This is a genomic window from Pseudomonas sp. TE24901 (assembly GCF_054058375.1).
Map to the genome: position 1 here is coordinate 247,836 of NZ_JBSSAF010000005.1, position 23,663 is coordinate 271,498.

At 59.7% G+C, this 23,663-nt stretch carries 17 protein-coding genes; 8 read left to right on the forward strand and 9 right to left on the reverse strand.

The genetic code is table 11. The features are described 5' to 3' along the window. The gene (locus ACVWVP_RS12260) at nucleotides 1-2,016 is read left to right on the forward strand and encodes a putative bifunctional diguanylate cyclase/phosphodiesterase (protein ID WP_457406114.1); all 2,016 of its coding nucleotides are present in this window, start codon (nucleotides 1-3) and stop codon (nucleotides 2,014-2,016) included. Here the strand turns inward: ACVWVP_RS12260 and ACVWVP_RS12265 are convergent. Beyond that, on the reverse strand, nucleotides 1,943-3,163 hold the full coding sequence (locus tag ACVWVP_RS12265; protein WP_457406116.1) for a multidrug effflux MFS transporter: 1,221 nt from the start codon (nucleotides 3,161-3,163) through the stop codon (nucleotides 1,943-1,945). The two genes, ACVWVP_RS12260 and ACVWVP_RS12265, sit on opposite strands and share 74 nt — an antisense overlap. Before the next feature lie 134 nt (nucleotides 3,164-3,297). Here ACVWVP_RS12265 and ACVWVP_RS12270 point away from each other — a divergent pair, with 134 nt between their 5' ends. Beyond that, nucleotides 3,298-4,194: a LysR family transcriptional regulator gene (locus tag ACVWVP_RS12270; protein ID WP_457406119.1), complete on the forward strand. Its 897-nt coding sequence runs from the start codon at nucleotides 3,298-3,300 to the stop codon at nucleotides 4,192-4,194. Here ACVWVP_RS12270 and ACVWVP_RS12275 read toward each other — a convergent pair. The 3 genes from ACVWVP_RS12275 to ACVWVP_RS12285 all read right to left on the reverse strand — a co-directional run bounded on the left by ACVWVP_RS12275 (nucleotide 4,171) and on the right by ACVWVP_RS12285 (nucleotide 7,489). Further along, complete coding sequence (locus tag ACVWVP_RS12275; RefSeq protein WP_259171385.1) at nucleotides 4,171-5,367, reverse strand: iron-containing alcohol dehydrogenase; 1,197 nt, start codon at nucleotides 5,365-5,367, stop codon at nucleotides 4,171-4,173. The two genes, ACVWVP_RS12270 and ACVWVP_RS12275, sit on opposite strands and share 24 nt — an antisense overlap. 19 nt (nucleotides 5,368-5,386) lie before the next feature. Next, on the reverse strand, nucleotides 5,387-6,871 hold the full coding sequence (locus ACVWVP_RS12280; protein WP_457406121.1) for an APC family permease: 1,485 nt from the start codon (nucleotides 6,869-6,871) through the stop codon (nucleotides 5,387-5,389). Between the two features lie 258 nt (nucleotides 6,872-7,129). Beyond that, nucleotides 7,130-7,489, reverse strand: coding sequence for a winged helix-turn-helix transcriptional regulator (locus ACVWVP_RS12285; protein ID WP_178920152.1), 360 nt, complete (start codon nucleotides 7,487-7,489; stop codon nucleotides 7,130-7,132). A 104-nt stretch (nucleotides 7,490-7,593) separates the two neighbouring features. Between ACVWVP_RS12285 and ACVWVP_RS12290 the strand changes: the two genes are divergently transcribed. Beyond that, a complete protein-coding gene (locus tag ACVWVP_RS12290; RefSeq protein WP_259171384.1) occupies nucleotides 7,594-8,343 on the forward strand; it encodes an SDR family NAD(P)-dependent oxidoreductase in 750 nt (249 codons plus the stop codon). Between the two features lie 412 nt (nucleotides 8,344-8,755). Further along, nucleotides 8,756-13,084: an AAA domain-containing protein gene (locus ACVWVP_RS12295; RefSeq protein ID WP_457406125.1), complete on the forward strand. Its 4,329-nt coding sequence runs from the start codon at nucleotides 8,756-8,758 to the stop codon at nucleotides 13,082-13,084. A gap of 142 nt (nucleotides 13,085-13,226) precedes the next feature. On the opposite strand, the gene ACVWVP_RS12300 is transcribed toward ACVWVP_RS12295, so the two are convergent. Then, nucleotides 13,227-13,790, reverse strand: a complete 564-nt coding sequence (locus ACVWVP_RS12300) for an RrF2 family transcriptional regulator (RefSeq protein WP_457406127.1) — start codon at nucleotides 13,788-13,790, stop codon at nucleotides 13,227-13,229. Between the two features lie 250 nt (nucleotides 13,791-14,040). On the opposite strand from ACVWVP_RS12300, the gene ACVWVP_RS12305 reads away from it, so the two are divergent. Then, nucleotides 14,041-15,243, forward strand: coding sequence for an NAD(P)/FAD-dependent oxidoreductase (locus tag ACVWVP_RS12305; protein WP_457406129.1), 1,203 nt, complete (start codon nucleotides 14,041-14,043; stop codon nucleotides 15,241-15,243). Between the two features lie 55 nt (nucleotides 15,244-15,298). Here ACVWVP_RS12305 and ACVWVP_RS12310 read toward each other — a convergent pair whose 3' ends face one another. Further along, nucleotides 15,299-15,910 carry a dTMP kinase gene (locus ACVWVP_RS12310; RefSeq protein ID WP_457406132.1) on the reverse strand — a complete coding sequence of 204 codons (612 nt, stop codon included), beginning with the start codon at nucleotides 15,908-15,910 and terminating at the stop codon, nucleotides 15,299-15,301. A 181-nt stretch (nucleotides 15,911-16,091) separates the two neighbouring features. Here ACVWVP_RS12310 and ACVWVP_RS12315 point away from each other — a divergent pair, with 181 nt between their 5' ends. After that, nucleotides 16,092-17,003 carry an enoyl-CoA hydratase-related protein gene (locus ACVWVP_RS12315; RefSeq protein ID WP_457406135.1) on the forward strand — a complete coding sequence of 304 codons (912 nt, stop codon included), beginning with the start codon at nucleotides 16,092-16,094 and terminating at the stop codon, nucleotides 17,001-17,003. Between the two features lie 42 nt (nucleotides 17,004-17,045). Here ACVWVP_RS12315 and ACVWVP_RS12320 read toward each other — a convergent pair whose 3' ends face one another. The 3 genes from ACVWVP_RS12320 to ACVWVP_RS12330 form a co-directional block, all read right to left on the reverse strand. After that, complete coding sequence (locus ACVWVP_RS12320; protein WP_457406138.1) at nucleotides 17,046-18,104, reverse strand: hypothetical protein; 1,059 nt, start codon at nucleotides 18,102-18,104, stop codon at nucleotides 17,046-17,048. A gap of 127 nt (nucleotides 18,105-18,231) precedes the next feature. After that, complete coding sequence (locus ACVWVP_RS12325) at nucleotides 18,232-19,557, reverse strand: LLM class flavin-dependent oxidoreductase (protein ID WP_457406140.1); 1,326 nt, start codon at nucleotides 19,555-19,557, stop codon at nucleotides 18,232-18,234. A gap of 23 nt (nucleotides 19,558-19,580) precedes the next feature. Continuing rightward, complete coding sequence (locus tag ACVWVP_RS12330) at nucleotides 19,581-20,537, reverse strand: ABC transporter substrate-binding protein (RefSeq protein ID WP_178920142.1); 957 nt, start codon at nucleotides 20,535-20,537, stop codon at nucleotides 19,581-19,583. Nucleotides 20,538-20,849: 312 nt separating this feature from the next. Between ACVWVP_RS12330 and ACVWVP_RS12335 the strand changes: the two genes are divergently transcribed. Together ACVWVP_RS12335 and ACVWVP_RS12340 are read left to right on the forward strand one after the other, a co-directional pair. Then, nucleotides 20,850-22,445, forward strand: coding sequence for an efflux transporter outer membrane subunit (locus ACVWVP_RS12335; RefSeq protein ID WP_457406143.1), 1,596 nt, complete (start codon nucleotides 20,850-20,852; stop codon nucleotides 22,443-22,445). A gap of 25 nt (nucleotides 22,446-22,470) precedes the next feature. Next, nucleotides 22,471-23,658, forward strand: a complete 1,188-nt coding sequence (locus tag ACVWVP_RS12340; protein WP_457406145.1) for an efflux RND transporter periplasmic adaptor subunit — start codon at nucleotides 22,471-22,473, stop codon at nucleotides 23,656-23,658. Nucleotides 23,659-23,663 lie beyond the last annotated feature (5 nt).

Sequence of the window (23,663 nt, forward strand, 5' to 3'; positions counted from 1 at the left end):
ATGGCAGAGGCGCTCGAACACCGCAGCTGGCTGTTGCCCGACGATGCACCCGTGCGCAGGCATCGGCTGCGTGCCTTGTCCCGGTTGGGCAAGGTGTCCCTCAGTTTTGTGCTGATTCACCTGCTGGTGACCCTGTTGTTTACCGTCAGCGGTTATCGCTTCAAGGCCGCGGCCGATGACGCGCTGCTGGGTACGCGCCTGAGCGCCATTGTGCAGGCGCTGCCGGTGGTGATCGGCGATGACTACCTGGGCGAACTGCTGGGTGACGGACCGTTCGATGAGCCACGCTACCAGGCGATGTTGCAGCGCCTGGACGGCTACGCCAAAAAAGCCGGGGTGGATTCGATCTACGTGCTCACCCAGCGCGGGGGCCACACGCTGTTCGTGATGGACTCGGCCAATACCGCCGAGATCGCCAGCGGGCGCTACGGCCAGCATTTGGGCCACTACGACAGCGCGCCGCCGGAACTTGACGAAGTGTTTGCACAACGCCGCAGCCGGTTTGTGGAATACAGCGACCAGTTCGGCGATTTTCGCTCGCTCTTCCTGCCCATCAGAGGGCCGCACGGCAGTCAATTGGTGCTGGGCGCGGACGTCAGCCTGGAGGCGATCAAGGCCGAACGCCGCGCGTGCCTGTTGCTGTTCCTCGGCATCGGCTTGACCACCTTTGTGTTGGGCTTGCTGGTGATTGCCAGCCGCGAGTTGCGCATCTCCGAGTTGGCGTTTGAAGACCCGCTGACCGGGCTACCCAACCGCACGCGGTTCATCATGGACGTCAACCGGGCCATCGCTGCCGGCCATAGGCCGCTGTCGGGGCTGACCGTGGCGATCTTCGACATCTGCGACGTCAAGCGCATCAACGCGCTCTACGGCTACGGCGATGGCAACCTGCTGCTGCAAGGCGTGGCAAGAAGGCTGGCCGCGGTGCTGGGGGAGGGGGAGTTGCTGGCACGGCTGCCGTCGGACGGCTTTGCCTTGCTGCTGCGCTGCGACCAGGACATCTGCCTGGCGCGGCTGGCGCGCACCTTGGACAAACCGTTCAGGCTCGGCGGCCAGCACGCGGTGATGGTCAAGGCACGCCTGGGGTTGGCGCGCTACCCGATCCACGGGCGCAGTGTGCAGGACTTGTTGTGTTACGCCGAAGTGGCGCTGGATGCCGCCCGTCACCAGGCGGTGAGCCATGTGTTCTATGACCCGGAACTGGAGCAGCGGCGTTTGCAGTCGATGGCGTTGCTGGATGATTTCGACCAAGCCATCGAGGCCGGTGAATTGCGCGTATTCCTGCAGCCCAAGGCGCGTTTGAGCGACGGGCATATCGGCGCAGCAGAAGCGTTGGTGCGCTGGGAACACCCGCGCCTGGGCCTGATTGCTCCGGGTGTGTTCCTGCCGATCATCGAGGACAACGGTCGGATCTGCGCCCTGAGCCTGTGGCTGTTGCGCGAGTGCATGCAGTTGAGCCGGGCATGTGACCTGCGCATCAGCGTCAACTTGAGTGTGCAGGATTTGGAGTCGCCGACGTTCCCGACTCAGGTCCAGGCCTTGCTGGCCCAGACCGGCGCCGATGCGGCGCAGTTGTGCCTGGAGATCACCGAGTCCAGCGCCATGCGCAACCCTGAGCAAGCGTTGGTGACGCTGACCCAGTTGCGCCAGTTGGGGTTCTCGCTGGCGATCGACGACTTTGGCACCGGCTATTCATCGCTGGCTTACTTGTCTCGGCTACCGGTGGACGAACTGAAGATCGACCGCTCGTTCATCACCCAGTTACACCAGCCCGAGCAACAGGAAATCGTGCGGGCCATTATTCAACTGGGCCTGATCATGAACCTGCGGCTGGTGGCCGAAGGGGTCGAAGACCGGCAGGTGTGCACGCTGCTGGCCAGCTTTGGTTGCCATGAAGTCCAGGGTTACGTGATCGCCCGGCCGATGCCGGCCCACGTGTTTCTCACTTGGCTGGCGGTACGTGCGGGGCATTGGACGCCAGATGCGCTGGCAGACGGCGCAAGGTCCACAGCGTAACCAGCATCGCCGCCAGGGCACACAGCGCAATGCCCACCACCATCGGTGCCGGGGTGTGGTCGGCAAACACGCCAACCACACTCATGCACGCCGCCGCCGTGATCATCTGGATCGCGCCCAGCAGGGCCGACGCCGAGCCAGCTACCGCACCGTGATCCTCCAGGGACAACACGCCGGCTGCCGGCAACAGCAGGCCGAGAAAACCGAAACCGATGAACAGCAGTGTCATCATCACGGCCAGGCTGTTGCCCCACACCAGGGTGACAGCCAACACCGCCATCACCGCCGCCACGGCCATCACCGAACTGCGGATCACCCGCGCCAGGCCAAAGCGCGCGCTCAGGCGCGCGGTAAGTTGGCTCATGGCGAAGAATGACGCGGCGTTGAGGGCGAAGCACAGGCTGAACTGGGTGGGCGTCAGGCCGTAGTACTCGATGTACACGAACGGCGCGCTGCCGATGAACACAAAGAAAGTGGCCAGGCCAAACCCGCTGACCACTGCCAGCCCGATAAACACCGGGTCGCGCAGCAATGCGCCGTAGCTGCCGATGGCCGAGCCGAGGGTCTTGCCCAGGCGCCGCTCGGCCGGGTGGGTTTCGGGTAACTGCACGGCGGTCATGACCAGGCACAGCACCGCCACGACAGCCAGCGCCACAAACACTTCACGCCAACTCCACAACGAAATCACCACGCTGCCGGCCAACGGCGCGAGGATCGGCGACACGCTCATCACCAGCATCAGCAACGCCATCAGGCGCGCGGCTTCATGGCCGGTGTACAGGTCGCGCACGATCGCCCGGGGAATCACCATCCCGGCACACGCGCCGAAGGCCTGCAAGGCGCGAAAACCGATCAACACTTCAATGTTGGGTGCCAATGCACAGCCGACACTGGCCACGGTAAAAATCACCAGCCCCGCATAAATCGGCAGCTTGCGCCCGAACACATCGCTGATCGGCCCGTAGAACAACTGGCACACGCCGATGACCATGAAGAACACGGTAAGGCTCATCTGCACGGCGGCCGGCGAAGCCTGCAGGCTGGCGCCCAGGGTGGGCAGGGCAGGGAGGTAGCTGTCGATGGCGAACGGGCCGATGGCGGTGATCAACCCCAGGAGCAGGGCGAGGTGGGCGATGCTTCGAGACATGGGATATCCGGGGCAGGGCGACAAAAAAGAGTGCCAGCTTAGGGGGCGTACCGGGTGCATACAAGCGCCATTGACGTGGGTGCGCCCCTGACGTTGAATGAGCCCCTTCATTTGCCGCCAGCCGGGACATTGCAGTGCTCAGAAACGTGACGGACATGGATCTGCGGCTGCTGCGCATTTTTGCCGTGGTGGTCCGATGCGGCGGGTTCACGGCGGCCCAGGCCGAACTGAACATGAGCCAGTCGAACATCAGCACGCATATTTCCGGGCTGGAAAAGCGCCTGGGTTATCGGATTTGCGAGCGTGGCAAGGGTGGGTTCCGCCTGACGGAAAAAGGCCAGCGCATCCTCAAGGCGTCAACCGCCTTGTTCGGTGCGGTGGATGCGTTTCGTGACGAGGCCCAGGACTTGGCCGGGCGCCTGGTGGGAGACCTGTACCTGGGCTTGGCCGATAATATCGCCACTTTGCCCACGGCGCGCATCGATGCGGCCATCGCGCGCTTTTACCAGCGCGAGCACGACATGCACCTGCATATTTTCGTCAACTCGCCCACGGAGCTGGAACTGGCGGTGATCGATGGGCAGTTGGACATGGCCATCTCCTACTTCAGTCGGCCGCTGCCCACCTTGGCCTATCAACCGCTGTATAGCGAAGCCATCGGGATCTTCTGTGGGAGCAAGCACCCGCTGTTCAGCGTCGCGGCCCCCAGCCTTGAACAGTTGGAGGCGTGTGACTGGATCAAGCACGGTTTTCTGCCCGCCGACCAGGTGCTGCCGGTGGTGCCCAAGCGCGCGTCCGCCACCGCGTACCATATGGAAGCCGTGGCCCATGGCGTGATGGCCGGGACACACCTGGGTTACCTGCCAGCCCATTACGCCGCCCCGTGGATCGCCAGTGGGCATATGCGTGCGCTGCACCCCGAAACCCTGCATTACGCCGTGCAACACAGCATGATCACCCACGTGGGGCACCCGCAAAGCGAAGCCGTGCGGGCGTTTATCGAGGATTTACTGCAGGAACACCGCGGGTAGTTCGCCGTAGACCGCGTGGCGATAGACCTGGCTGTAGGCCTGCGCATCGAGAGGACGGGCATTGGTGTCCGAGGACGAAGTGTCTGCCAGGGCTTGTGCACCGACCCACTCGGCGACGTCGGCGTCCAGGCCGATCTCACTCAACGTATGCGGAATGCCCAGGCGTTGGCGCAAGTCCAGCACCCATGCCACGAAACCTTCGAAATCAGGCTGCGGCAACTCCAGGTAACGGGCCAGTCGGGCGATGTCGGTGCTGATGGCCTCGCGGTTGGCGACCAGCACGTAAGGCAGCAGGATCGCATTCAACAGACCATGGTGCTTGTGAAACCGCGCGCCGAGCGGGTGGGCGAGGGCATGCACGCCGCCCAGGCCTTTCTGGAACGCCACGGCGGCCATGGCGGACGCCACCAGCATGCCTTCGCGTGCAACCAGGTCTTGGCCATCGGCATGGGCCGCGAGCAGGTGCTGTTGCACCAGGCGCACGCCTTCGACGGCAACGCCGGACGACATCGGGTGGTACAGCGGCGAGCAAAAGGCCTCGATGTGGTGGGTGAGGGCGTCCATGCCGGTGGCGGCCGTGAGTGCCGGCGGCAGGCCACGGGTGAGCACTGGGTCGAGGATGACGGTGGCCGGCAACAACTCGGGATGGCTGATCACCTGTTTGATGGTGTGCTCGCTCAAGGTCAGCACGGCTTCGCGGCCCAGTTCAGAGCCGGTGCCGGCAGTGGTAGGCAGTGCGATCAGCTTGGGCAGGCCAAGCCGGGGAAAGTCCGCCAGGCTCGGGTAGCGGCTGACCACCTGGGACCATTCGAAACGCTCCAGGCCATGGCGGTCGACGGCGGCCAGGCTGATGCCCTTGGCCGCGTCCATGGCACTGCCGCCACCCAGGGCGATCAACGAGTCGTGGCCACCGGCCTGGAAGGCTGAGACGCCTCGGGCCGCGTCGCACATCGTTGGGTTGCTGTGGATGTCACTGAAGACCGCAAAGGGAATGTCCGCCTGGCTCAACTGAGCCTTGAGCAGCGCCAGTGGTTCCAGGGCCAACATGCCGGGGTCGGTGACCAGCAGGGGGTTGCGCATGTCCAGCAACTGGCAGCGTTGCACCAGGATCTCCAGTGCGCCAGGGCCGCAGAAGATGTCCGTGGGGTAATTCCAATAATGAAGGGCAGGCATCTGAAGCTCCGAGTCCAGGTTAATGTGTGCGCAGCGCAGGGCTGGCGAGGCGTTGATTGGGCTTGGCCCAGAACAGGTAGATCAGACCCAGCAGCGCGAGTACCGAAAACACCAGGATCACTGCCCAGACCTGGAACCACGGCGCATCGGGCGGCGCCAACGCTGCCCGGGGCCAGGCGACGTTGATGCTTTCGAACACCAGCCAGATAAACGCTGCGACGTTGACCGGCATGCCCCAGGGGCCGAGGCTGAAGGTGCCTGGTTCGGCTTTCCAGGTGCCGTTGAGGCGGGCGAGCAGGGCGCAGCTCACCACGATCAGGAAGACAAAGAAAAAGCCGCCACTGCCGAACGCGATCAAGGTACCGACGGCGGTGGCATTCAAGCCCAGGGCCAGGCCGAAGCTGGCAAACAACGTGCTGAACACCATGGCGGCGAAGGGCACCTTGCGTGCGTCAACCCGGCGCAACAGCGCCGACCCCGGCAGGATTTCATCCCGGGCCATGCCGAACACGGCGCGACCGATATAGGTTTGAACCGACACCACGCAGGCGATAAAAGCCACCAGCACCACCGCCACGAAGGGACGTTCGGCCCAGGCACCGAAGGCATCGACCACGGCAGGTGTGACAGGGTCGATGACCTGGCCGGACACCATCGCGTCGGTGGTGGTGTAGGACAGCGTCACGGCAAAGGCGGTGAGCATGACGGTCAGGCCCACCAGGATCATCGAACGCAGGATGGCGCGTGGCGTCGAAGTGCGGGCATCGGCGGTCTCTTCGGAGACTTGGGAGCAGGCGTCAAACCCCAGGAACGCCCAACCGCCCACGGCCATGGCCGTCAGGAAACCAGACACGTAGGAGCCCTCGCTTGCCGGACCAGGCGTGATGCCTTCCAGCAACAAAGAAAACGAATGGTTGCGAAAGAACAACAGCAACAGCACGCCAATGCCAATTGAAGCGATGGCCTCGGCGACGATTCCGGCATTGACGAAGTACTTGAGCGGGTTGATCCCGAACAGGTTCACGCCGAGGCCGACCAACAGCAAAATCGCGCCGCAGAACACCTGGGCATTGGCCGAAGGCGGCTCGCCGGTAAAGAACAACCACAACCAGAAACCACCCAGGTAGGCCACCGTGGTCAGGGACGCCAGCGCAGACGCCAAGTACATGAACCCGGTAAACCAGGCCCAACGATCACCTGCCAGGCGCTTGACCCACTGGTAGCAACCGCCTGCGAGGGGATATTGCGAAGCAAGCTCGGCATACACCAGGGCCACCAACAGTTGCAGGGCCAGGCACAGCGGCACGATCCAGACCCAGGCAGGGCCGGCATTCATGGCGCCCAGGGACATCACAGAATAGATGCCCACCACAGGGGAGACCGTGGCGAACCCCACGGAAAACGACGACCACAGCGAGAGCCCCCGATGCAGTTGCTGGTCATAGCCATGGCTGTGCAACAGGCGCTCATCGGCGTTTTGCCGTTCAGACAAATGAGAGGACATAGGTATTCCTTGGGTCGGCAGACACATTATTTTTAGGATCGCCCTTGTGATCAGGGCGTACCGACGACGCTTGCTCCATCACGGGGAGGAGTGAGGAGAGCTTAAAAGGCGCAAACATTTGGAAAAATCCATATGTTTGTAGGCTGACATCTAGAAAAAGTGATGTGTCGGGTGTGAAGTTGATAGCGCCGTGGAGAGACACAGCCGTTAACTCAACTAAATAGTCATTTAGTTGAGTTGGCTATCAGGGCAGGGGGCTCAAGGCTGGGAGAGGGCGGCAGTACGTCGTTCAGCGATGCGTTCAACGGTTTGCATATGCTCCGTTCCCCATTGGCAAAGCGCCCCCAGCGCCGTTGCCAGGGAATGCCCGAAAGGGGTCAGCGAGTACTCGACCTTGGGCGGTATTTCCTGGAAATCCACGCGAGAGATGATCTCGTCGCGCTCCAATTCCTTGAGTTGCTGGATCAGCACCTTATCGGTCACGCCGCCAATCGCGCGTCTTAATTCACCGTATCGATGAACATTTTGCGCCAGGTTGAACAGCACCAGGGGCTTCCATTTGCCGCCAATCACCGCCAGGGCGGCTTCGAGCCCGCAATTGAATGAGTTATTGGCCATGATCTAGAAGGCTCCACATAGGGTACTTACTAAAAGGTGCATACTATTCAAAAAAATAGCGCAGATCTACAGTTGGGCCTCAACCTTATTCTTTGGAGTTCACCATGAGCAGGCTCAACGGAAAAATCGCAGTCATCACCGGCGGCAACAGCGGCATCGGCCTGGCAACCGCCATCCGTTTTGCGGCGGAAGGCGCTCAAGTCGTCATTGTAGGACGCCGGCAAGAGGAGCTGGACAAAGCGCTGCAACTGATCGGCCCTGAAGCCATTGCCATACAAGGCGACATTTCAAAACTGGACGACCTTGATCGCGTGTTTACGCAAGTCAAAGCCGCCAAGGGCCGAGTTGATGTGCTGTTTGCCAACGCCGGCCTGGGGGATTTCCAGCCGATCGGCGCGATCACAGAAGAGTCGTTTGACCGAACCTTCGGCATCAACGTCAAAGGCACGCTATTCACCGTACAAAAAGCCTTGCCACTGATGAGCGCCGGCAGCTCGGTGATCCTGACCGGATCGACCACGGGAACCATGGGTACACCAGCATTCAGTGTGTACAGCGCGACAAAAGCGGCGCTGCGTAATTTTGCCAGGAGCTGGGCGCTGGACCTGAAAGGCACGGGCATTCGCGTCAACGTGCTGTCGCCAGGGCCAATCTCGACACCAGGCTTGGACCTGGCGCTTTCAGGCACAGGTCAGAAGGAAGCGATTATTGACGACATGACCGCGCAGGTTCCGTTGAACCGCATTGGCAAGCCGGAAGAAGTTGCGGCGGCGGCGTTGTTCCTGGCATCGGATGAGAGCAGCTTCATGACGGGCAGTGAAATGTTTGTTGATGGCGGGTTTGCTCAGGTTTGAGGGAGATGGGGGTTTTGCCTGTTGAAATCTGACGGGCACTGCCTCTGATTACGCAATACAGAATTACGCATAATGTATATTATGTTAAATTGTATGTTGCGCCGGATACGTTCATGAACGCGTTAAACCACTGATTCGACCAAGCCGCTTCTAACATCCCCTCTCTCATTACTCCAACCGCGAAATCAACCGAAACGACCTCTGATGCACCTCGCGGCTTGCAATTATCTCCCCGACATTATGAGCCGCCCAGCCACTTTCGGGCGGTACTGAAACGTAAGTGTGTTGCCGCGGTCGAGCCAGAGCCAGTATTGTGACACCATCTCATTGTCATTTTTTTTGGCTTGCTCTCGATACCGATGTCACGGGTTTTCGAGCAGCGAAGTCCAGCGTTCGTTTTTAAGGGAATCTAATGGAAGCTCTGGAGCAGCAACTTCGGCCAGTCGCCACGCGTATCAGTCAATACTTCCGCGATTTTTTAGACTCGGATTTCAAGCGTCAACAAGCTCCGCGCCGCCGAATAGTGCTGACCACTGACACCGGATTCAGATCGGGGATGCGCACCTCACCCTACCCCTCCTTGGATCGCGATCTATGGAATCTTTTGGGGCGTCCATCCAGCGAGGACCTGTCACTGACGATCGACCCACGGCGTTATACGCGCCCGATCAGTGATGTGCTTCGTAAAGTTATCCACGAACAAGTAAACGCAATCCCTGCCTCATCCCTACAAACCGTTCATACTTCGGTGGAGGAACTCGCCGCAGAGTCCTACGCAAAAGCGATAGAAGACCCGGAGTTATGGGTAGAGTCAGTCCAAAACCACTTGGGCAACAAAGTCGCCGAGCACGTCATCAAGCCCCTGATTGCACATTTGGATGGTCCACTGCGCAATCAGGCGTACTGGGTAATGGACTCGTTATTCGCTGCAGAAAAGGACCTCGTTGATAGAGTCTGCGGCGACCTATCCCGAATCCTCCCAGAGCTGTTGGCCAAGCTGCTCGCCACTCAGGACTCAGCCCCGCTCAAAGAGGCGATCCCACAGTTCTTGACTCTGGAAGGAACTCGACAGGCTCTGATGGCGTTCTTTGAAGGATTTGTGGCGGCTGACGCTTACCACGAATTCCGCGATCTTGAAACGTATGTTGCCACCAGCGACGGGATGCAGCTCTACCTATACATCGGTGCAGTGAAGTACGGTGGAAACCAATACCCACTCTTCTTTCTTCCCATTGAGGTACAGAGGGAGGAAAAAGGGGCCGGCTATAAGTTAAAGCTGCTTAACCAACTTTATACCAACCGCAAGGCTATCGACTTCGTTCTGCAGGAGTTGGCTGCTGGGCTTGAGCGCGCATGGGTTTCTCCGATCCCCGAACGAATTCATTACATCAAACCCGATCAGTCCATATACGAAGAGGCTCGCGCCTTGTTCCAGCGTGTAGCCAATGCTATGGATCTTGGCGGCAAGATCAACCTCTCCTCCACTGATTCCGACGCCTCGACAGTTGCGGTCGGACTTTCCAGCTCACTGTCCCTGGCTGCGTATGAACGTTCGGACGAGGCATTACTCAACGACTACGAAGAAATCCTCGAGGCACTGAAGCATGGCGGATCGGCCGTGGTTGAACTGTTCGAGGGCATCGTAGGTGGGGTATTGCGCGAGAACCCAAAGTCCATCGCTGCGGCCGTGGAGACCACCTGGGACGCGCTTCCGATGGTGGACCGAATGGTCTTCGACTCACCGATCCCGCTCAATGAAGAGCAACGCAAAGTATTGATTGCCGTGCGACAGCCAGAAGGCAAGATCGTTGTAGTCTCAGGCCCTCCAGGTACCGGCAAGAGCCATACGATCACAGCAATCGCCGCCGACTGCGCCTTTAACCAGCGCTCCTGCCTGGTGTTGTCGGATAAGACTGAAGCGCTGGATGTGGTCTACGACAAACTATCGGAAGCCATGTCACGCGTCCGCCACGATAGCGATTTCCCGAATCCGATACTGCGTCTCGGCCAGCAAGCCCATAACTTCCGCAAACTGACCTCGAATCAGGCGGTAACCCAGATCGGGGCCTACGCCAAGGCAATGAAGGCGAATCAGCCCCGGCTCGAAGAGGAGCGAAAAAGTCGCTCGGAGAACCTCAAGGAACAGATCAAGCTGACTGTGGCGACATTAGGCGCCATCGAAATGACCAGCGTACAAGCAATGCTCAAAGACGAAACCGAACTCGCTGAGCTTGCCCCGTCAGTACTGGAAGTATTGAAACGCGCAAGTGGAGCCAATCTGATTTCAGAGCTCGAGGGCATCACCGAGCATCTAACGGGCGTGGAGCAGTATCTGCTTGAGGTCTTCTCGGAAGGAGACTTTAACCCACAAAGCCTTTCGAACAGAACGCGCAGGGATGCATTACTGGTAGCCTTCGCTCAGGAACATTCTGACGCCCCATGGGATCTGTTCGAGTCGATGTCACCCTCCCAGCTGCGTGCGCTTGGCGGACTTCTAGTCAGCTATGGTCAACTGAAAATGCCTCTGTTCGGTTACCTATTCCGTGGCGCACAGGTGCGCGATGTTGAACGTCAGCTTAATGCCCTACCCGTCAGCAGCCCCTTGCAGCTCAAGCATCGGCAAGCAATGTTGTCCAACCTCGTTGATGTGGCCAATAAGCTCCGACTGAAGCTGCAGAGCGAAGATCTAGAAGACGAATTTGAGGGCTGCTATCGGCTGCTTGCCCGAGGAAAAACGCCAAAACTCAACGCAGGCAATGCGGCAAAAGCCATGGCCATTCTGCGTCGTATCGATAGCAAAATCGTGGATGTACTGCTTGAACAACCAAAGGACGATGCCCGTCTCTGGCCCCTGTCCGTTCGGTTCCTGCACGGCTGGCTGCGCACTCGGGAAGCCTTCACATCGGCGCCTCAGTATGATTATGCCGGCACCAAGACCCAGCTTGAGCGCCTCAACACCTCGGTCATGAACGCGCACGTAGACACGCGTCTGCTGAGTTTCATGGAGAATTACCGCTCAGACGCACGGGCGCTAGCTGGCGTAATCGCTAACCGACAAAAATTTCCAGAAGACAAGTTCACACACGTACGCGAGAGCTTCCCGGTCATCATCGCCAGTATTCGTGAGTTTGGCGAATACATGCCATTGGCCCCTGACATGTTCGACGTGGTGGTCATCGACGAGGCCTCGCAGGTTTCGGTCGCGCAAGCATTACCGGCGCTACTGCGCGCAAAGAAGGTCGTTGTGCTGGGTGATGACAAACAATTTTCAAACGTGAAATCGGCGAACGCCAGCATTGAGCAGAATGACAAGTATCGCAATGAGCTGAAAAACTATTTCACCTCCCACGTCAGCGGCGCCGCCGACGCACTGCAGCGGCTGTCCATGTTCGACGTTAAGCGTTCCATTCTGGAGTTCTGCAATCACGCGGCTTCTTACTCAGTCATGCTGCGCAAGCACTTTCGCTCTTACCAGGAGCTAATCGGATACTCCTCGGGCACGTTTTATGGGCACCAATTGCAGGCTATAAAAATCCGTGGCATCCCGGTCGACGAAGTCATCCGATTTGACATAGTCGATACGACAGACAAGCGAGTGACGCGAGGTACCAATGAAGCGGAGGCGGAGTTCATTCTTGACCGCCTTCTTGAGCTGATTGATGAGGAAGCGCCACCGACCGTAGGCATTATCTCGCCCTTCCGTGAGCAGCAGACCCTATTGTCCAAGAAGCTGTTCAATCACCCCCGCGGAGCAGACTTCGAACGTCTGTTGCGGTTGAAGGTTATGACCTTCGACAGCTGCCAGGGAGAGGAACGGCACATCATTTTCTACTCGATGGTAGCCACGGCTGATGAGGATGCGCTCAACTATATCTTCCCGGTTGAACTGAGTGACGCAGAACAGGCAGTAGAGCAAAAACTGAAGGTTCAGCGTCTCAACGTCGGTTTTAGCCGCGCTCAGGAAATGATTTGGTTCGTTCACTCCAAGCCACTCAATGAGTTTCGCGGCGCCATCGGACAAGCGCTTAACCACTATGCGAACATTCTTGAGAACGCCAATAGACTACCTTCTGCCGAAGACACCGATCAGTCCAGCCCGATGGAAGCAAAGGTTCTGGAGTGGTTTCGCAAGACCAGTTTCTATCAGTCGAATATCGACGCCATCGATGTCTTTGCTCAGTTCGAGATCGGAACTTATCTCAAGCAACTCGACCCGACCTACGAGCATCCAAAATGGCGCGTTGATTTTCTGGTGACGTACCAGTCGAGCAAGGGCCCCATCCAGATCGTGATCGAATACGATGGCTTCGATTATCACTTTGCCAAGGGCAAACACGTTCATGTGGGCAATCACGAGCGCTACCTGAATGAGGCCGATGTTGAGCGCCAACTCACGCTGGAGAGCTACGGCTACCGATTCCTACGTATCAATCGCTTCAACTTGGGCGACGACCCTGTCGTAACTATTTCAGATCGCCTGTACCAGTTAGTGGAAATTGCAGTGGGTGAGCAGATTTCAGAGGCGGTCAACCATATTCAGTCTCAGGCTCAAGGCCTGGCGAACAAAGAGCTCAAACCGTGCTCGAAATGCGGCCAAATTAGGGAAAAGACGGATTATTACGATCCGGCACTAGGCGGTGGTGCTGGCGGCTTCGGCCGAGTGTGCATGATCTGCAAGGGCAGTTCCCAGACTGGGAAAACAACGCAGCGCCGTTTTCGCAAAAGCCGTCGCTGGGGATAATGTATGCAGGGCGGCCAAAAACGGCTGCCCTGCATTTACGTTAATAGTTGGATGTCCCTTCTGATTTCGCCTTCCCCGCTCGAGAATATTTAATAACTACAGTCATATAGTCTGGGCGAATGGTGACCTCACAGCTACACAATCACTCCAAAACATCAATCACCCGAATCACCCGATCATCCATCCCTTGCCCACTCCCCTTCTTCTCCCTACGATCATTAATCCACCCCCCAACCTGAGCACCAAACTCCGCTGGCGACTTGCGCCCAACCTTCCGCGCAAGATCAAGAATGGTCTGTTGGGCCAGCGCGTCTTCCATGCGCTTCTGCGCCGTCATCATGGCCGCATGGACTGAGCAATGACCCTCCAGCGCCCACGCCGGTGGCGCACCCTCAAACAACGCACAGCGACCGCGGATCTCGCGGCAATTGAAGATGAGTTTGTGGCCGTCGATTGCGTTGACGATATCGAGAAGGCTGATTTCGTCAGACGGCCTGGACAGCTTGAAGCCGCCGCGTACGCCTTCGGTGGCCACGACCAGTTTGGCCTTGGCCAGCTTGGTGAAAATCTTCCCGAGGTAATCCAGGGGCACACCTTGCAACTCTGCGAGGTCGCGCACGCTGGCCTCTCGGCTTTCGCCGCCATCGCCCACCAGGAAAATCAGGCAATGAATGCCGTATTCAACGCCTGCGCTGTAAAGAGACATGCCAATCTCCGACTTAATTAGTCGCACAACCTAACAGAAAACCGTGGGGCAATCCAGCTCACAACGCGTTAAACCACTGTTTTACAGACACCAGACCGCTATGCCAAGAGCCCCATTTCGTAAGGCTTTGGAGACTTTTCCCGCGCCGTTTAAAGCACAACCTCGCAAAAAATAACCTTGCACGGATTAACTACGACAAATATAGTCGCCGTTATCGAGCCACCCATCACCTCACCCTCAAGGTAAAAAAATGAAGCAGCACATTCTGATTATTGGCGCGGGTTTCGGCGGACTGTGGACGGCACTGAGCGCGACGCGCCTGTTCGACATCCATGACCGCAATGACATCGACGTAACCGTATTGGCCCCGCAAGCCGAGCTGCGCATCCGTCCGCGCTTTTACGAACCGGATGCTCACCAGCTGTTCGCGCCGATTGGCGAGCTGTTCGACGCGGTAGGCGTGACCTTCGTCAAAGGCGCGGCCGAGACGATCGACGTCGAACAAAAACACGTCGCCTACCTGGATGCCTCCGGCAATCGGCAAGCGCTCAACTACGACAAGCTGGTGCTGGCCACCGGCAGCCGGCTCGCCATGCCAGGCACACCGGGTGTGGCGCAGCACGCATTTGATGTCGACCAGATAGAGCAAGCCGTGCGTCTGGAGAACCACCTCAAAGCGCTGGCAGACCGCCCCTACAGCAAAGGCCGCAACACGGTGGTTGTGGCTGGCGGCGGCTTCACCGGCATTGAAACGGCAACCGAAATGCCCGCACGCCTGCGCGCCATCCTGGGTGAAAACGCGGATATCGAGGTGATCATCGTCGACCGCAGCGAAGCAATCGGTGCGTCGATGGGCGCCGAAATCGGCCAGTCAATCGCCGAGGCCAGCGCGGAGCTGGGTGTGAAGTGGCAGTTGAAATCCTCGGTGGTTGCCGTCGATGAAAATGGCGTCACCCTGGACAATGGCCAGCATCTGGAAGCCAGTACCGTGATCTGGACCACCGGCGTGCGCGCCAGCTCGCTGACCGAACAGATCCCCGGTGAGCGTGATGCGCTCGGGCGCCTGCACGTGGATGCAAACCTCAAAGTCATCGGCCAACCCGATGTCTTCGCCACCGGCGATGTGGCTTACGCCGCCACCGACGCGCTGGGCAACCACGCGCTGATGACCTGCCAGCATGCGATCATGCTGGGCCGTTACGCCGGCAATAATGTCGCCGCGCAGGTTCTGGGGGTGGATCCGACACCCTACAGCCAGCCCAAGTACGTAACCTGCCTGGACCTGGGCGGCTGGGGCGCGGTGTACACCGAGGGTTGGGATCGCCAGGTCAAGTTGACTCGCCAGGAAGGCAAATCGCTCAAGACCCAAATCAATACGGTGTGGATCTACCCTCCGGCTGCCAACCGTGAAGCGGCGTGGGCGGCGGCGGATCCATTGATCCCGATTGCCTGACAGGCCTTTGACGAGAGTGGCCGGTACCCATCCCGGCTCACCTCTCAACTAACAATCACCGCAATACGCCATAGATCTCAGCAACCACCTGCCTCGTCGCCTCCTCGATCGTCCCTTCATTAAGGCATAACACCCATCCATGCGCGGCAGCCGCTCGCTCGAATGCCTCGGTACACGCGGTATGTTCTTGCAGCGAATGGATCACGGTACTGCCCAGTCCACGCCCGCGTGCGGCAGCCCTTGCCCACGAGATCTCGGGGGCAGTGACCACCCCGATATGCAGATCCGGCACTCGCACGTTTCGCTCGATGTTCAACCGCAGGATCTCTTCCATCGGGACGCTGCGGCGAAAGGCGGCATCCGACGGATACCAGCGGTCAATCAAGACAATACTGCCTGCTGGCTGCCTGGGCAGCACGTGCTGGGAAATCCACGCGCGACTGTTTGCAAAGCGCTCGCACACCGCCCACTCCAAATCTCGCCCCGGGTGTCTAGCGAGGGTGTTAACCAGGGCCATTGTTTCACTTCTATCGGGATCGTTATTTCGCTCGCACAGCCGGATCACCTTGTTGTTGTCAGCCCGAAGGGCTTTGGTAACGGCTTCCAACAGCGTGGTTTTACCCGTGCCCTTGGGCCCATCCAGAGAAATGAACAGTGGTGGTTTCACTCATTGACCAACGATTGATAAGGGCATTGGTGGACTCTAACCGATTTTCTGGAAAGGTACGGCACGCCCATTCCATGCGGGAATAAACGTTAGTCCCATTTGCGTACTACAGACGCTTCATTGCGCCCTTTAGCGTGCCTGCTTCGACGCCAACCAACGCCCCGCCAGTAAGGAACCCTTGATGCACAGACTATTCCGGACGATCCTCGTTTTCTCAGCACTGTCCCTGTCCATAGGGTCTGCTTTTGCGCAGTCGGTCGACACCACCCAACCGCATTCCAGCGAAGTCACCCTGGTCGATATTCCCGTCAGCCCGTCCCACAAGATCACCGTCGAGCGTCGCGGCAAGATCGTCCTGATTGGCATCAACCGGCCCAACATCCAGAACAGGCTTGATCCGGAAGCCTATCTGGCCCTCGCCAAAGCCTATTACGATTACGACCATGACCCTTCGCTGCGCGCCGCTGTGTTGTTCGGATACGGCGATAATTTTTCCCAGGGCGTAGACGTTGAGGGCTTCAAAGCCGTTGCCAGTTCGGGCGGCGTCACGCTCGGTGACGGGTATATTGATCCGCTCGGCAAGAAAATGCCCTTCCTCACCAAACCCTTGATCGTGGCGGTGCACGGCGACACCTGGAACATGGCGCATGAGTTGTTTCTGGTTGCCGACATACGGGTCGCCGCGAACAACACCGACTTCGGGCAAGACGAGAACACCCACGGCCGTTTCCCGGGCGGTGGTTCGACGGTGCGCTTCGTGCGCGAAGCCGGCTGGGGCAACGCCATGCGCTACATTTTGACGGGCGATCATTGGACGGCCCGTGAGGCTTATCGCATGGGCACAGTCCAGGAGATTCCCGATCCACAGTCAGCGCTCGACAAGGCGATCGAGCTTGCGAACAAGATCGCCGCCAATGGGCCATTAGGCATCAAAGCCTCGCTGGTCACTGCGCATCGCGTGATCGACCCGGTGCAAGCTGAGGCGTTGTCCGGGTTGGATACGCAACGGGCAGCACTGTATAAATCCGAGGATTTCCAGGAGGGTCGCAAGGCCGAGGCTGAAGGGAGAACGCCGGTCTATCAGGGAAAATAGGTCCGCAATGGGAGCGCGCGGTTAAGCCCTTCGCACGCTCCGTCATTCAAATACACGCAGTATTTCTTCCAGCGTTTTCCCATTGTTTGCCCTAAAGGATCCCGCTTCACCAAAGATCACCTGAATGTCGGCCTTCGCGAAGAAATCCCCTGCGAGGAAGTCAGGCGACGTACTTTCCGGCAATACCAGATAAAGCCTGGTGTCAGTCGTACCGAATCGATGCTTGTAGTACGCCAGCTGGCCAAAAGCGGTATAGAGCTGGGGTGACATTGATGCGCTGGTTTTGACCTCAAAAATTGCTTTAGCTTTGTTAGACACCTTGTCTACCAGCGCTAGATCGACTTGGTGCTTGCCCACCTCCAGACCAGGGTAGCCGTCAACAAGGAGGTTCAACTTGCGATCGAGTGCGTTGCACAGCGGGCCATGTAAATACACGTAGTCAATCGTGTCAGCGTTTGGGGTGTAGGATTTGTCACCTTCGTACTCTTCGTTGGTTCGCCAACCAACGTCGGGCTCTACGCTACCCTCCGGAGAAGAATCGGCAGCAGGATCATTCTGCGCATCCGCCTTCACACGTTCTTTCAGGCGTTTCACCTCATGGACAAATTCGGCGATGTCATTACGAATTGAGGGAGAGTCGGTCGACGTCACTGCGATCATCTCCGATGTGCGGTCGCTGTCATCGACCTCATGCAGCCAAAACCGGAAATGCTCAAGCGAAATTTCTCGTGGTACCCGCCCACGATAGGCAGTGAAAGTACCGCGATGGAAAACCATAGTCATTCCATCCTCGTTGGTCACAAGCACTCCGGAGATTCTGCGGTTCAGCTCGTATGGGATGTTAATTTCCGCATCGGGAAAAAGAGTTCCTCCCTCATGATTCAACTTGAACAAGTGAGCTTGGCGTCCCTCCCAAGGCGCGGGAATAGCGAACAACATTTCGCCCAGATCGGTCTCTAACGAGTAGGTGGGACAAGTGGCACGGTCCCCGCCGGGAAACGCCCATTCACGCTCAGACTCTGACTGGGCCAAAGCAATGAGTGTTTCTTGCAGCGAGCGGGTTCCTTTCTGAAGCTGAGTGTTTGCAGTGATCGTCTTCACGTTCCAGCACCTCCCTGTAGACCATCGGATCATGGTGGGCGGCTTAGGCGCGCCCACCGATGGCAAAATGCCGATGATAGCACTTTGATGCACAGGCATTGAGGGGTGGACAATACAGATTCAGTTTCTACCCGTTGCGCCCAAACCTCTTAATCCCCAACCCCAAACTCTCTCGCAATGTCGTCCCCTCATACTTCGTCCGATACACCCCCCGCTCCTGCAACAACGGCACAACCTCCCGGGTAAACCGCGTGAACTGCTCCGGGTGCCCGATATAGATGTTGAACCCGTCCACCGCCCGCGCTTCAAACCAGTCCGCCATTTTCTGCGCCACGGTGCCCGCGCTGCCCACAAACGCCCCCGGGCGCAGTTGCCGGCCAAATTCCACGGCCTGGCGCAAGGTGAAGCCTTTCTCTCGCGCCTGATCAGCAATGCGTTTGGCCGCCGTGAAGAAACTGCTGCGCGCCGCTTCCAGGCTCTCCTGGGGAAACGGCGCATCCAGGTCGTACTGAGTGAAATCGTGCCAGCCAAAATTACGCCCGAACTCCTTCAACGCCAGTTCAAAGCTATGGTCGGCCTGATGGTAGTGCTGCTCGATTTCCCGAGCATGGGCGTCGGTATCGCCCACGTAAATCTCAGCGCCAGGCATGACCAGCAGTTGCCCGGGGTCACGGCCGTGCTGCTCTGCCCTGCCCTTTACCTCTTTATAGAACGCCTGGCCCTGCTCGATGCTGGCGGCATGGGTGAAGATGACATCGGCGGTGGCTGCGCCCAGGTCGCGGCCTTGCTCGGAGTCGCCGGCCTGGAAGATCACCGGCTGGCCTTGGGGTGAGCGTTGGATGTTCAACGGGCCGACCACGGAAAAATGTTCGCCCTTGTGGTTCAGGTTGTGCAGTTTGCTGGGGTCGAGGAATTGGCCGGTGCTGCGGTCGCGCACGAACGCATCGTCCTCGTAGGAGTGCCACAGTCCCTGCACCACCTGCACGTGTTCGGCGGCGCGGCCATAGCGAGTGTCGTAGTCGTAGTGTTCGTCACGGCTGTAGTTGCCGGCGGTACCGGCATCGCCACTGGTGACCACATTCCAGCCAGCGCGGCCTTTGCTGATCAGGTCCAGGGAGGCCAGGCGTCGGGCCACGTTATACGGCGAGTTATAGGACGTGGTCAGGGTGCCGACCAACCCGATATGCCGCGTGCTCACGGCCAACGCCGACAACAGCGTCAGCGGTTCCAGGCGATTGAGGTAATGAGATGGCGAACCGGGGGTGATGAACTGGCTGTCGACGATAAACACCAGGTCGAACAGCGCCGCCTCGGCCTGGCGGGCAATGTCGATGTACCAGTCGACGTTGACGCTGGCGTCGGCCGGCAATTGCGGGTCAAGCCACAGGTTGTGGCGGCCTGGCCCGCCGCAGCCCATGGTTAGGGCGCCGAGTTTCAGTTGTCGTTTGCTCATGTCTGGGGAATTCCTTGAGACGTTCAGGGCTGCTGTTGGGCGACGGCGGGTTGCAGGGACGCTGCGAAAGAGTCATCGAACAAGCTGGCTGCCGAGTACGACTTGACCAGGCCCTGGCCGGCGAAAAAGTCCACGGTTTTTTGCGCTTCCACCGGCGACTCGGCCGTCACCGGTTCCACCGTGGTGCGCGCCCGGGCAAACCAGGCGCGGGCGATGTCGGCGTCTGCTCGGGTGCGTTTGGCCCAGGCATCGGCATAAGCGTCGGCGTTGGCCGGGTTTTGGCGAGCCCACTCACGGGCTTTTTTCAGGCGCTGCAGGAAGTCGCTGATCGGTGCGCGCTTGGCGTCCACGGCCTTGGCGCTCGCGGCGATGTAGCTCTGGGCGGGAATCAGGCCTTCGGCGGTGGCCAACACCCGCGCGCCCTGCCGTTCCTGCTGCGTGACATAGGGTTCCCACGTGGCGATCACGTCCACCGAACCGCCCTCCAGGGCATGGGACGCGTCCAGTGCGCTGAGGTAGCGCAGCTCCAGGGAGTCCACCGGCACGTTAGCGTTGGCGAGTGCCGTCAGCAGCAATTGCTGGCTCCAGGAACCTTTCCACACGGCAGCGCGCTTGCCGGAGAGGTCCGCCAGGCTGTGGATCGATGAATCCTTCTTCACCAGGATGGCCACGCCGTCGAGGTTTTGCCGGGTAATGCCGATGACCTTGATCGGTGCGCCCAGTGCGCCGAGGAACAACACCGGCGCATCCCCCAGCAAGCCGATATCCAGGCTATTGGCATTGAGCGCTTCGGCCACCGGCGAACCGGCGGTAAATTGCTTCCACTCAAGGGTGTACGGCAGGTCATCCAATACCCCCGCCGCTTCCATCACGGCCTGGGCGTTGTAACTTTGGTCGCCCACCACCAGCGTTTGCGCGTTCGCGGCCAGGCACAGCAGTGCGGCGGCAAGCCCGGCCGCCAGTTTTGTCAGGTAACGCACGTTCGCTCCAGATGCCCTTTCGGGCACGTCAGGTCGATCCGCGTGCGCGGTCTCGGCAGTGTTGTAGGGCGGTCACAATGACGGCCAAACCCGCGCCTGTAAAATACTCATAATGCATAACCTAATTCTTTATAAATGCAGTAAATGCATTTTATGGCACTAGGCAGTCATCCTGACGCAGGCCCTCACATTGCGTAGCGCCAAGCACCACCTACACTGATTCAAACCCAGCGATTCCGGGCTCTTTTCTCACCGGGCCTCGCCGATGCAGCTGCATTCATCGTTCAAAAAAACAGATCGATCAGAGCAACCATGAAAGAGCAGCCCCGGCAGCGTGCATCCAGCTCCAAACTGGTCGGTATTTCCCGACAGACACACCTTCTGGCGCCCTTGAGCCTGCTGTGCATCGCCTTGGCGGGCTGCACCGTCGGGCCGGATTTCACGCGACCGGATGTCCCTGCCGGTGCCGACTACCAACGCGAAAAACTCACCAGCACCGCCAAGGCCGACATCAATACCGGCGGCGCGGCCCAGCGGCTGGTGGCAGGTATGGATATTCCCGGGCAATGGTGGACGCTGTTCCGTTCGCCCACGCTCAACACCTTGATAGAAGAAGCCCTGCGCGCCAACCCGGACGTCAGCGCGGCCCAAGCCGCCTTGCGCCAGGCCAACGAGCTGGTCTACGCCGACCAGGCATCGCTGTTTCCCTCCGTCACCGCGAATGCCTCGAAAACCCGCGAGAAAGTCTCCGGCGTCACGGCGGGCTTGCCAGAGTCGCCCATCCTGACGGTCAGTTCAGCCTCCCTTAACGTGTCTTACGCACCGGACGTGTTCGGCGGCACGCGCCGGCAAATCGAGTCCACCACGGCGCAAGCCGACTACGAGCGTTTCCAGCTGGAGGCGACCTACCTGACGTTGACCGCGAATGTGGTCAACACCGCGATCAGCCTGGCCTCTCTACGCGACCAAGTCGCCGCCACCGAGGAAATCATCCGGTTGCAGGGCGGCCAGCTCGAACTGTTGCAGGCGCAGCGGCGACTCGGCGCCATCGGCGACAGCGATGTGCTGACCCAGCAGACCGCCCTGGCCCAAACCCGTGCGACGCTGCCGCCCTTGCAGAAGCAATTGGCGCAAACCCGCAACCAGTTGATGGCTTACCTGGGCCGGTTTCCGAACCAGGACCGTGGCGAGGCGTTCAATCTGGCGTCCCTGAACCTGCCGCAAGAGCTGCCGGTCAGCCTGCCCTCGGCCATCGTCGGCCAGCGGCCGGATGTGCGCTCTGCCGAGGCGCAACTGCATCAAGCCAGCGCCAACATCGGCGTAGCGGTGGCCAACCAGTTGCCCCAGTTCAGCATTACCGGGTCCGTAGGGTCGACCGTGGCCAGCGGGACCAAACTGTTTTCTACCGGCTCCGGTGTATGGAGCCTGGCCGGCGCCATCGCGCAGCCGATCTTCGATGCGGGCAAGCTGGAGCACCAGAAGCGCGCGGCCGTGGCCGCCTATGACGAGTCGGCAGCGCGCTATCGCGGCACCGTGATCACGGCATTCCAGGACGTGGCCAACTCACTGCGCGCACTCGACGCCGACGCCGATGCGCTCAACCAGCAGGTGGTGGCCGAACGTTCCGCCCAGGCCAACCTTGATCTGGTGCAAGCCCAGTTCAAGCTCGGCGCCGTGGCCTACATCAACCTGCTCAACGCCCAGCAGACCTACCAGAACACCGTGCTGGCCCGGGTCAAGGCACAGGCGGCGCGCTACAGCGATACCACGGCGCTGTTCCAGGCCCTGGGCGGCGGCTGGTGGAACCGCACCGACGTCGATCCGGCCACCGCCGGCAAACCGGACCGGTTCGGCCTGCCCTCGTGGCAAGAAATCATGCCGGCCAAGAATGCGGCGCGCCTGAACTGAACCATTGAAACAGTGAGAACCTTCCATGGCTGACGTCAACACCGCCCCTGCCCTGCCCCACGAACCGGGCGCACCGCGCAAGCGCCGCTTGTGGCGGCCGATGCTGCTGATGATCCTGGTGGTGCTGGTGATTGTCGCGATCATTGCCGGGGTGAAGTACGTGCAGATTTCGGCACTGATCGCCCAGTCGAAAGTGCCCTTGCCCGCCGCCGTTGTGACCGCCCTGCATGTGCCATTCGAAGAATGGCAGCCTAACGTCTCTGCCGTGGGCTCGATGAAAGCGGTGCGCGGTGTGGACGTGACCACGGAAGTTGGCGGCATCGTACGCACCCTCGGCTTCAAGCCCGGGCAGGAAGTGGCCGCCCAGGCACTGCTGGTGCAGTTGAACGCGGACTCGGACATCGCCCAGCTGCATTCCCTTGAAGCCACCGCCGACCTGGCCGTGATCGTGCTCAAGCGCGACAAGGCCCAGTTGGCCGTCAACGCCATCTCCCAGGCCCAGGTCGACACCGACACCGCCGACTTGAAAGCCAAGCTCGCCGCCGCCGAACAACAACGGGCGCTGGTGGAGAAAAAATCCATCCGTGCACCCTTTGCCGGGCGCATCGGCATTACGGCAGTCAACCCAGGCCAGTACCTCAACCCCGGCGACAAGATCGCCACGTTGCAGACCTTTGATCCCATCTACATCGACTTCAGCGTGCCGCAGACCCAGCTGGAAGCCATCGCCATCGGCCAAGCCGTGTCGGTCACGGCCGACGGGCTGTCCAACCAGACCTTCACCGGTCGCGTCAGCACCATCGACACCCAGTTCGACGCCACCACGCGCAACGTCACCGTGGAAGCCACCGTCGACAACCCCAAGCAACGCCTGGTGCCTGGGATGTTCGCCCGCGCCGTGGTCAACGCGGGTAGCCCGCAGCGTTACCTCACCGTGCCGCAAACTTCGGTCACCTATAACCCTTACGGCACCACCGTGTTCATCGCCACGTCGAGCAAGAACGACAAAGGCGAAGAGGTGCTCACGGCGCAACAGACCTTCATCACGACCGGGCCGACCCGGGGCGATCAGGTGGCGATTCTGTCTGGCGTGAAGGAAGGCGACCTGTTGATCACCAGCGGCCAGATGAAGCTTAAAAATGGCTCGCCGGTGAAGATCGATAACAACGCCGCGCCGTTGAACGACCCCGCGCCGACTCCGCAAGAACACTAAGGGTG

What these genes read in the sequence shown, in the direction of transcription:
- ACVWVP_RS12265 (WP_457406116.1), bottom strand. Translation starts at nt 3,163, where the DNA reads ATGTCTCGAAGCATCGCCCACCTCGCCCTGCTCCTGGGGTTGATCACC.
- ACVWVP_RS12340 (WP_457406145.1), top strand. Translation starts at nt 22,471, where the DNA reads ATGGCTGACGTCAACACCGCCCCTGCCCTGCCCCACGAACCGGGCGCA.
- ACVWVP_RS12290 (WP_259171384.1), top strand. Translation starts at nt 7,594, where the DNA reads ATGAGCAGGCTCAACGGAAAAATCGCAGTCATCACCGGCGGCAACAGC.
- ACVWVP_RS12325 (WP_457406140.1), bottom strand. Translation starts at nt 19,557, where the DNA reads ATGAGCAAACGACAACTGAAACTCGGCGCCCTAACCATGGGCTGCGGC.
- ACVWVP_RS12275 (WP_259171385.1), bottom strand. Translation starts at nt 5,367, where the DNA reads ATGCCTGCCCTTCATTATTGGAATTACCCCACGGACATCTTCTGCGGC.
- ACVWVP_RS12295 (WP_457406125.1), top strand. Translation starts at nt 8,756, where the DNA reads ATGGAAGCTCTGGAGCAGCAACTTCGGCCAGTCGCCACGCGTATCAGT.
- ACVWVP_RS12300 (WP_457406127.1), bottom strand. Translation starts at nt 13,790, where the DNA reads ATGTCTCTTTACAGCGCAGGCGTTGAATACGGCATTCATTGCCTGATT.
- ACVWVP_RS12315 (WP_457406135.1), top strand. Translation starts at nt 16,092, where the DNA reads ATGCACAGACTATTCCGGACGATCCTCGTTTTCTCAGCACTGTCCCTG.
- ACVWVP_RS12335 (WP_457406143.1), top strand. Translation starts at nt 20,850, where the DNA reads ATGAAAGAGCAGCCCCGGCAGCGTGCATCCAGCTCCAAACTGGTCGGT.
- ACVWVP_RS12305 (WP_457406129.1), top strand. Translation starts at nt 14,041, where the DNA reads ATGAAGCAGCACATTCTGATTATTGGCGCGGGTTTCGGCGGACTGTGG.
- ACVWVP_RS12285 (WP_178920152.1), bottom strand. Translation starts at nt 7,489, where the DNA reads ATGGCCAATAACTCATTCAATTGCGGGCTCGAAGCCGCCCTGGCGGTG.
- ACVWVP_RS12260 (WP_457406114.1), top strand. Translation starts at nt 1, where the DNA reads ATGGCAGAGGCGCTCGAACACCGCAGCTGGCTGTTGCCCGACGATGCA.
- ACVWVP_RS12280 (WP_457406121.1), bottom strand. Translation starts at nt 6,871, where the DNA reads ATGTCCTCTCATTTGTCTGAACGGCAAAACGCCGATGAGCGCCTGTTG.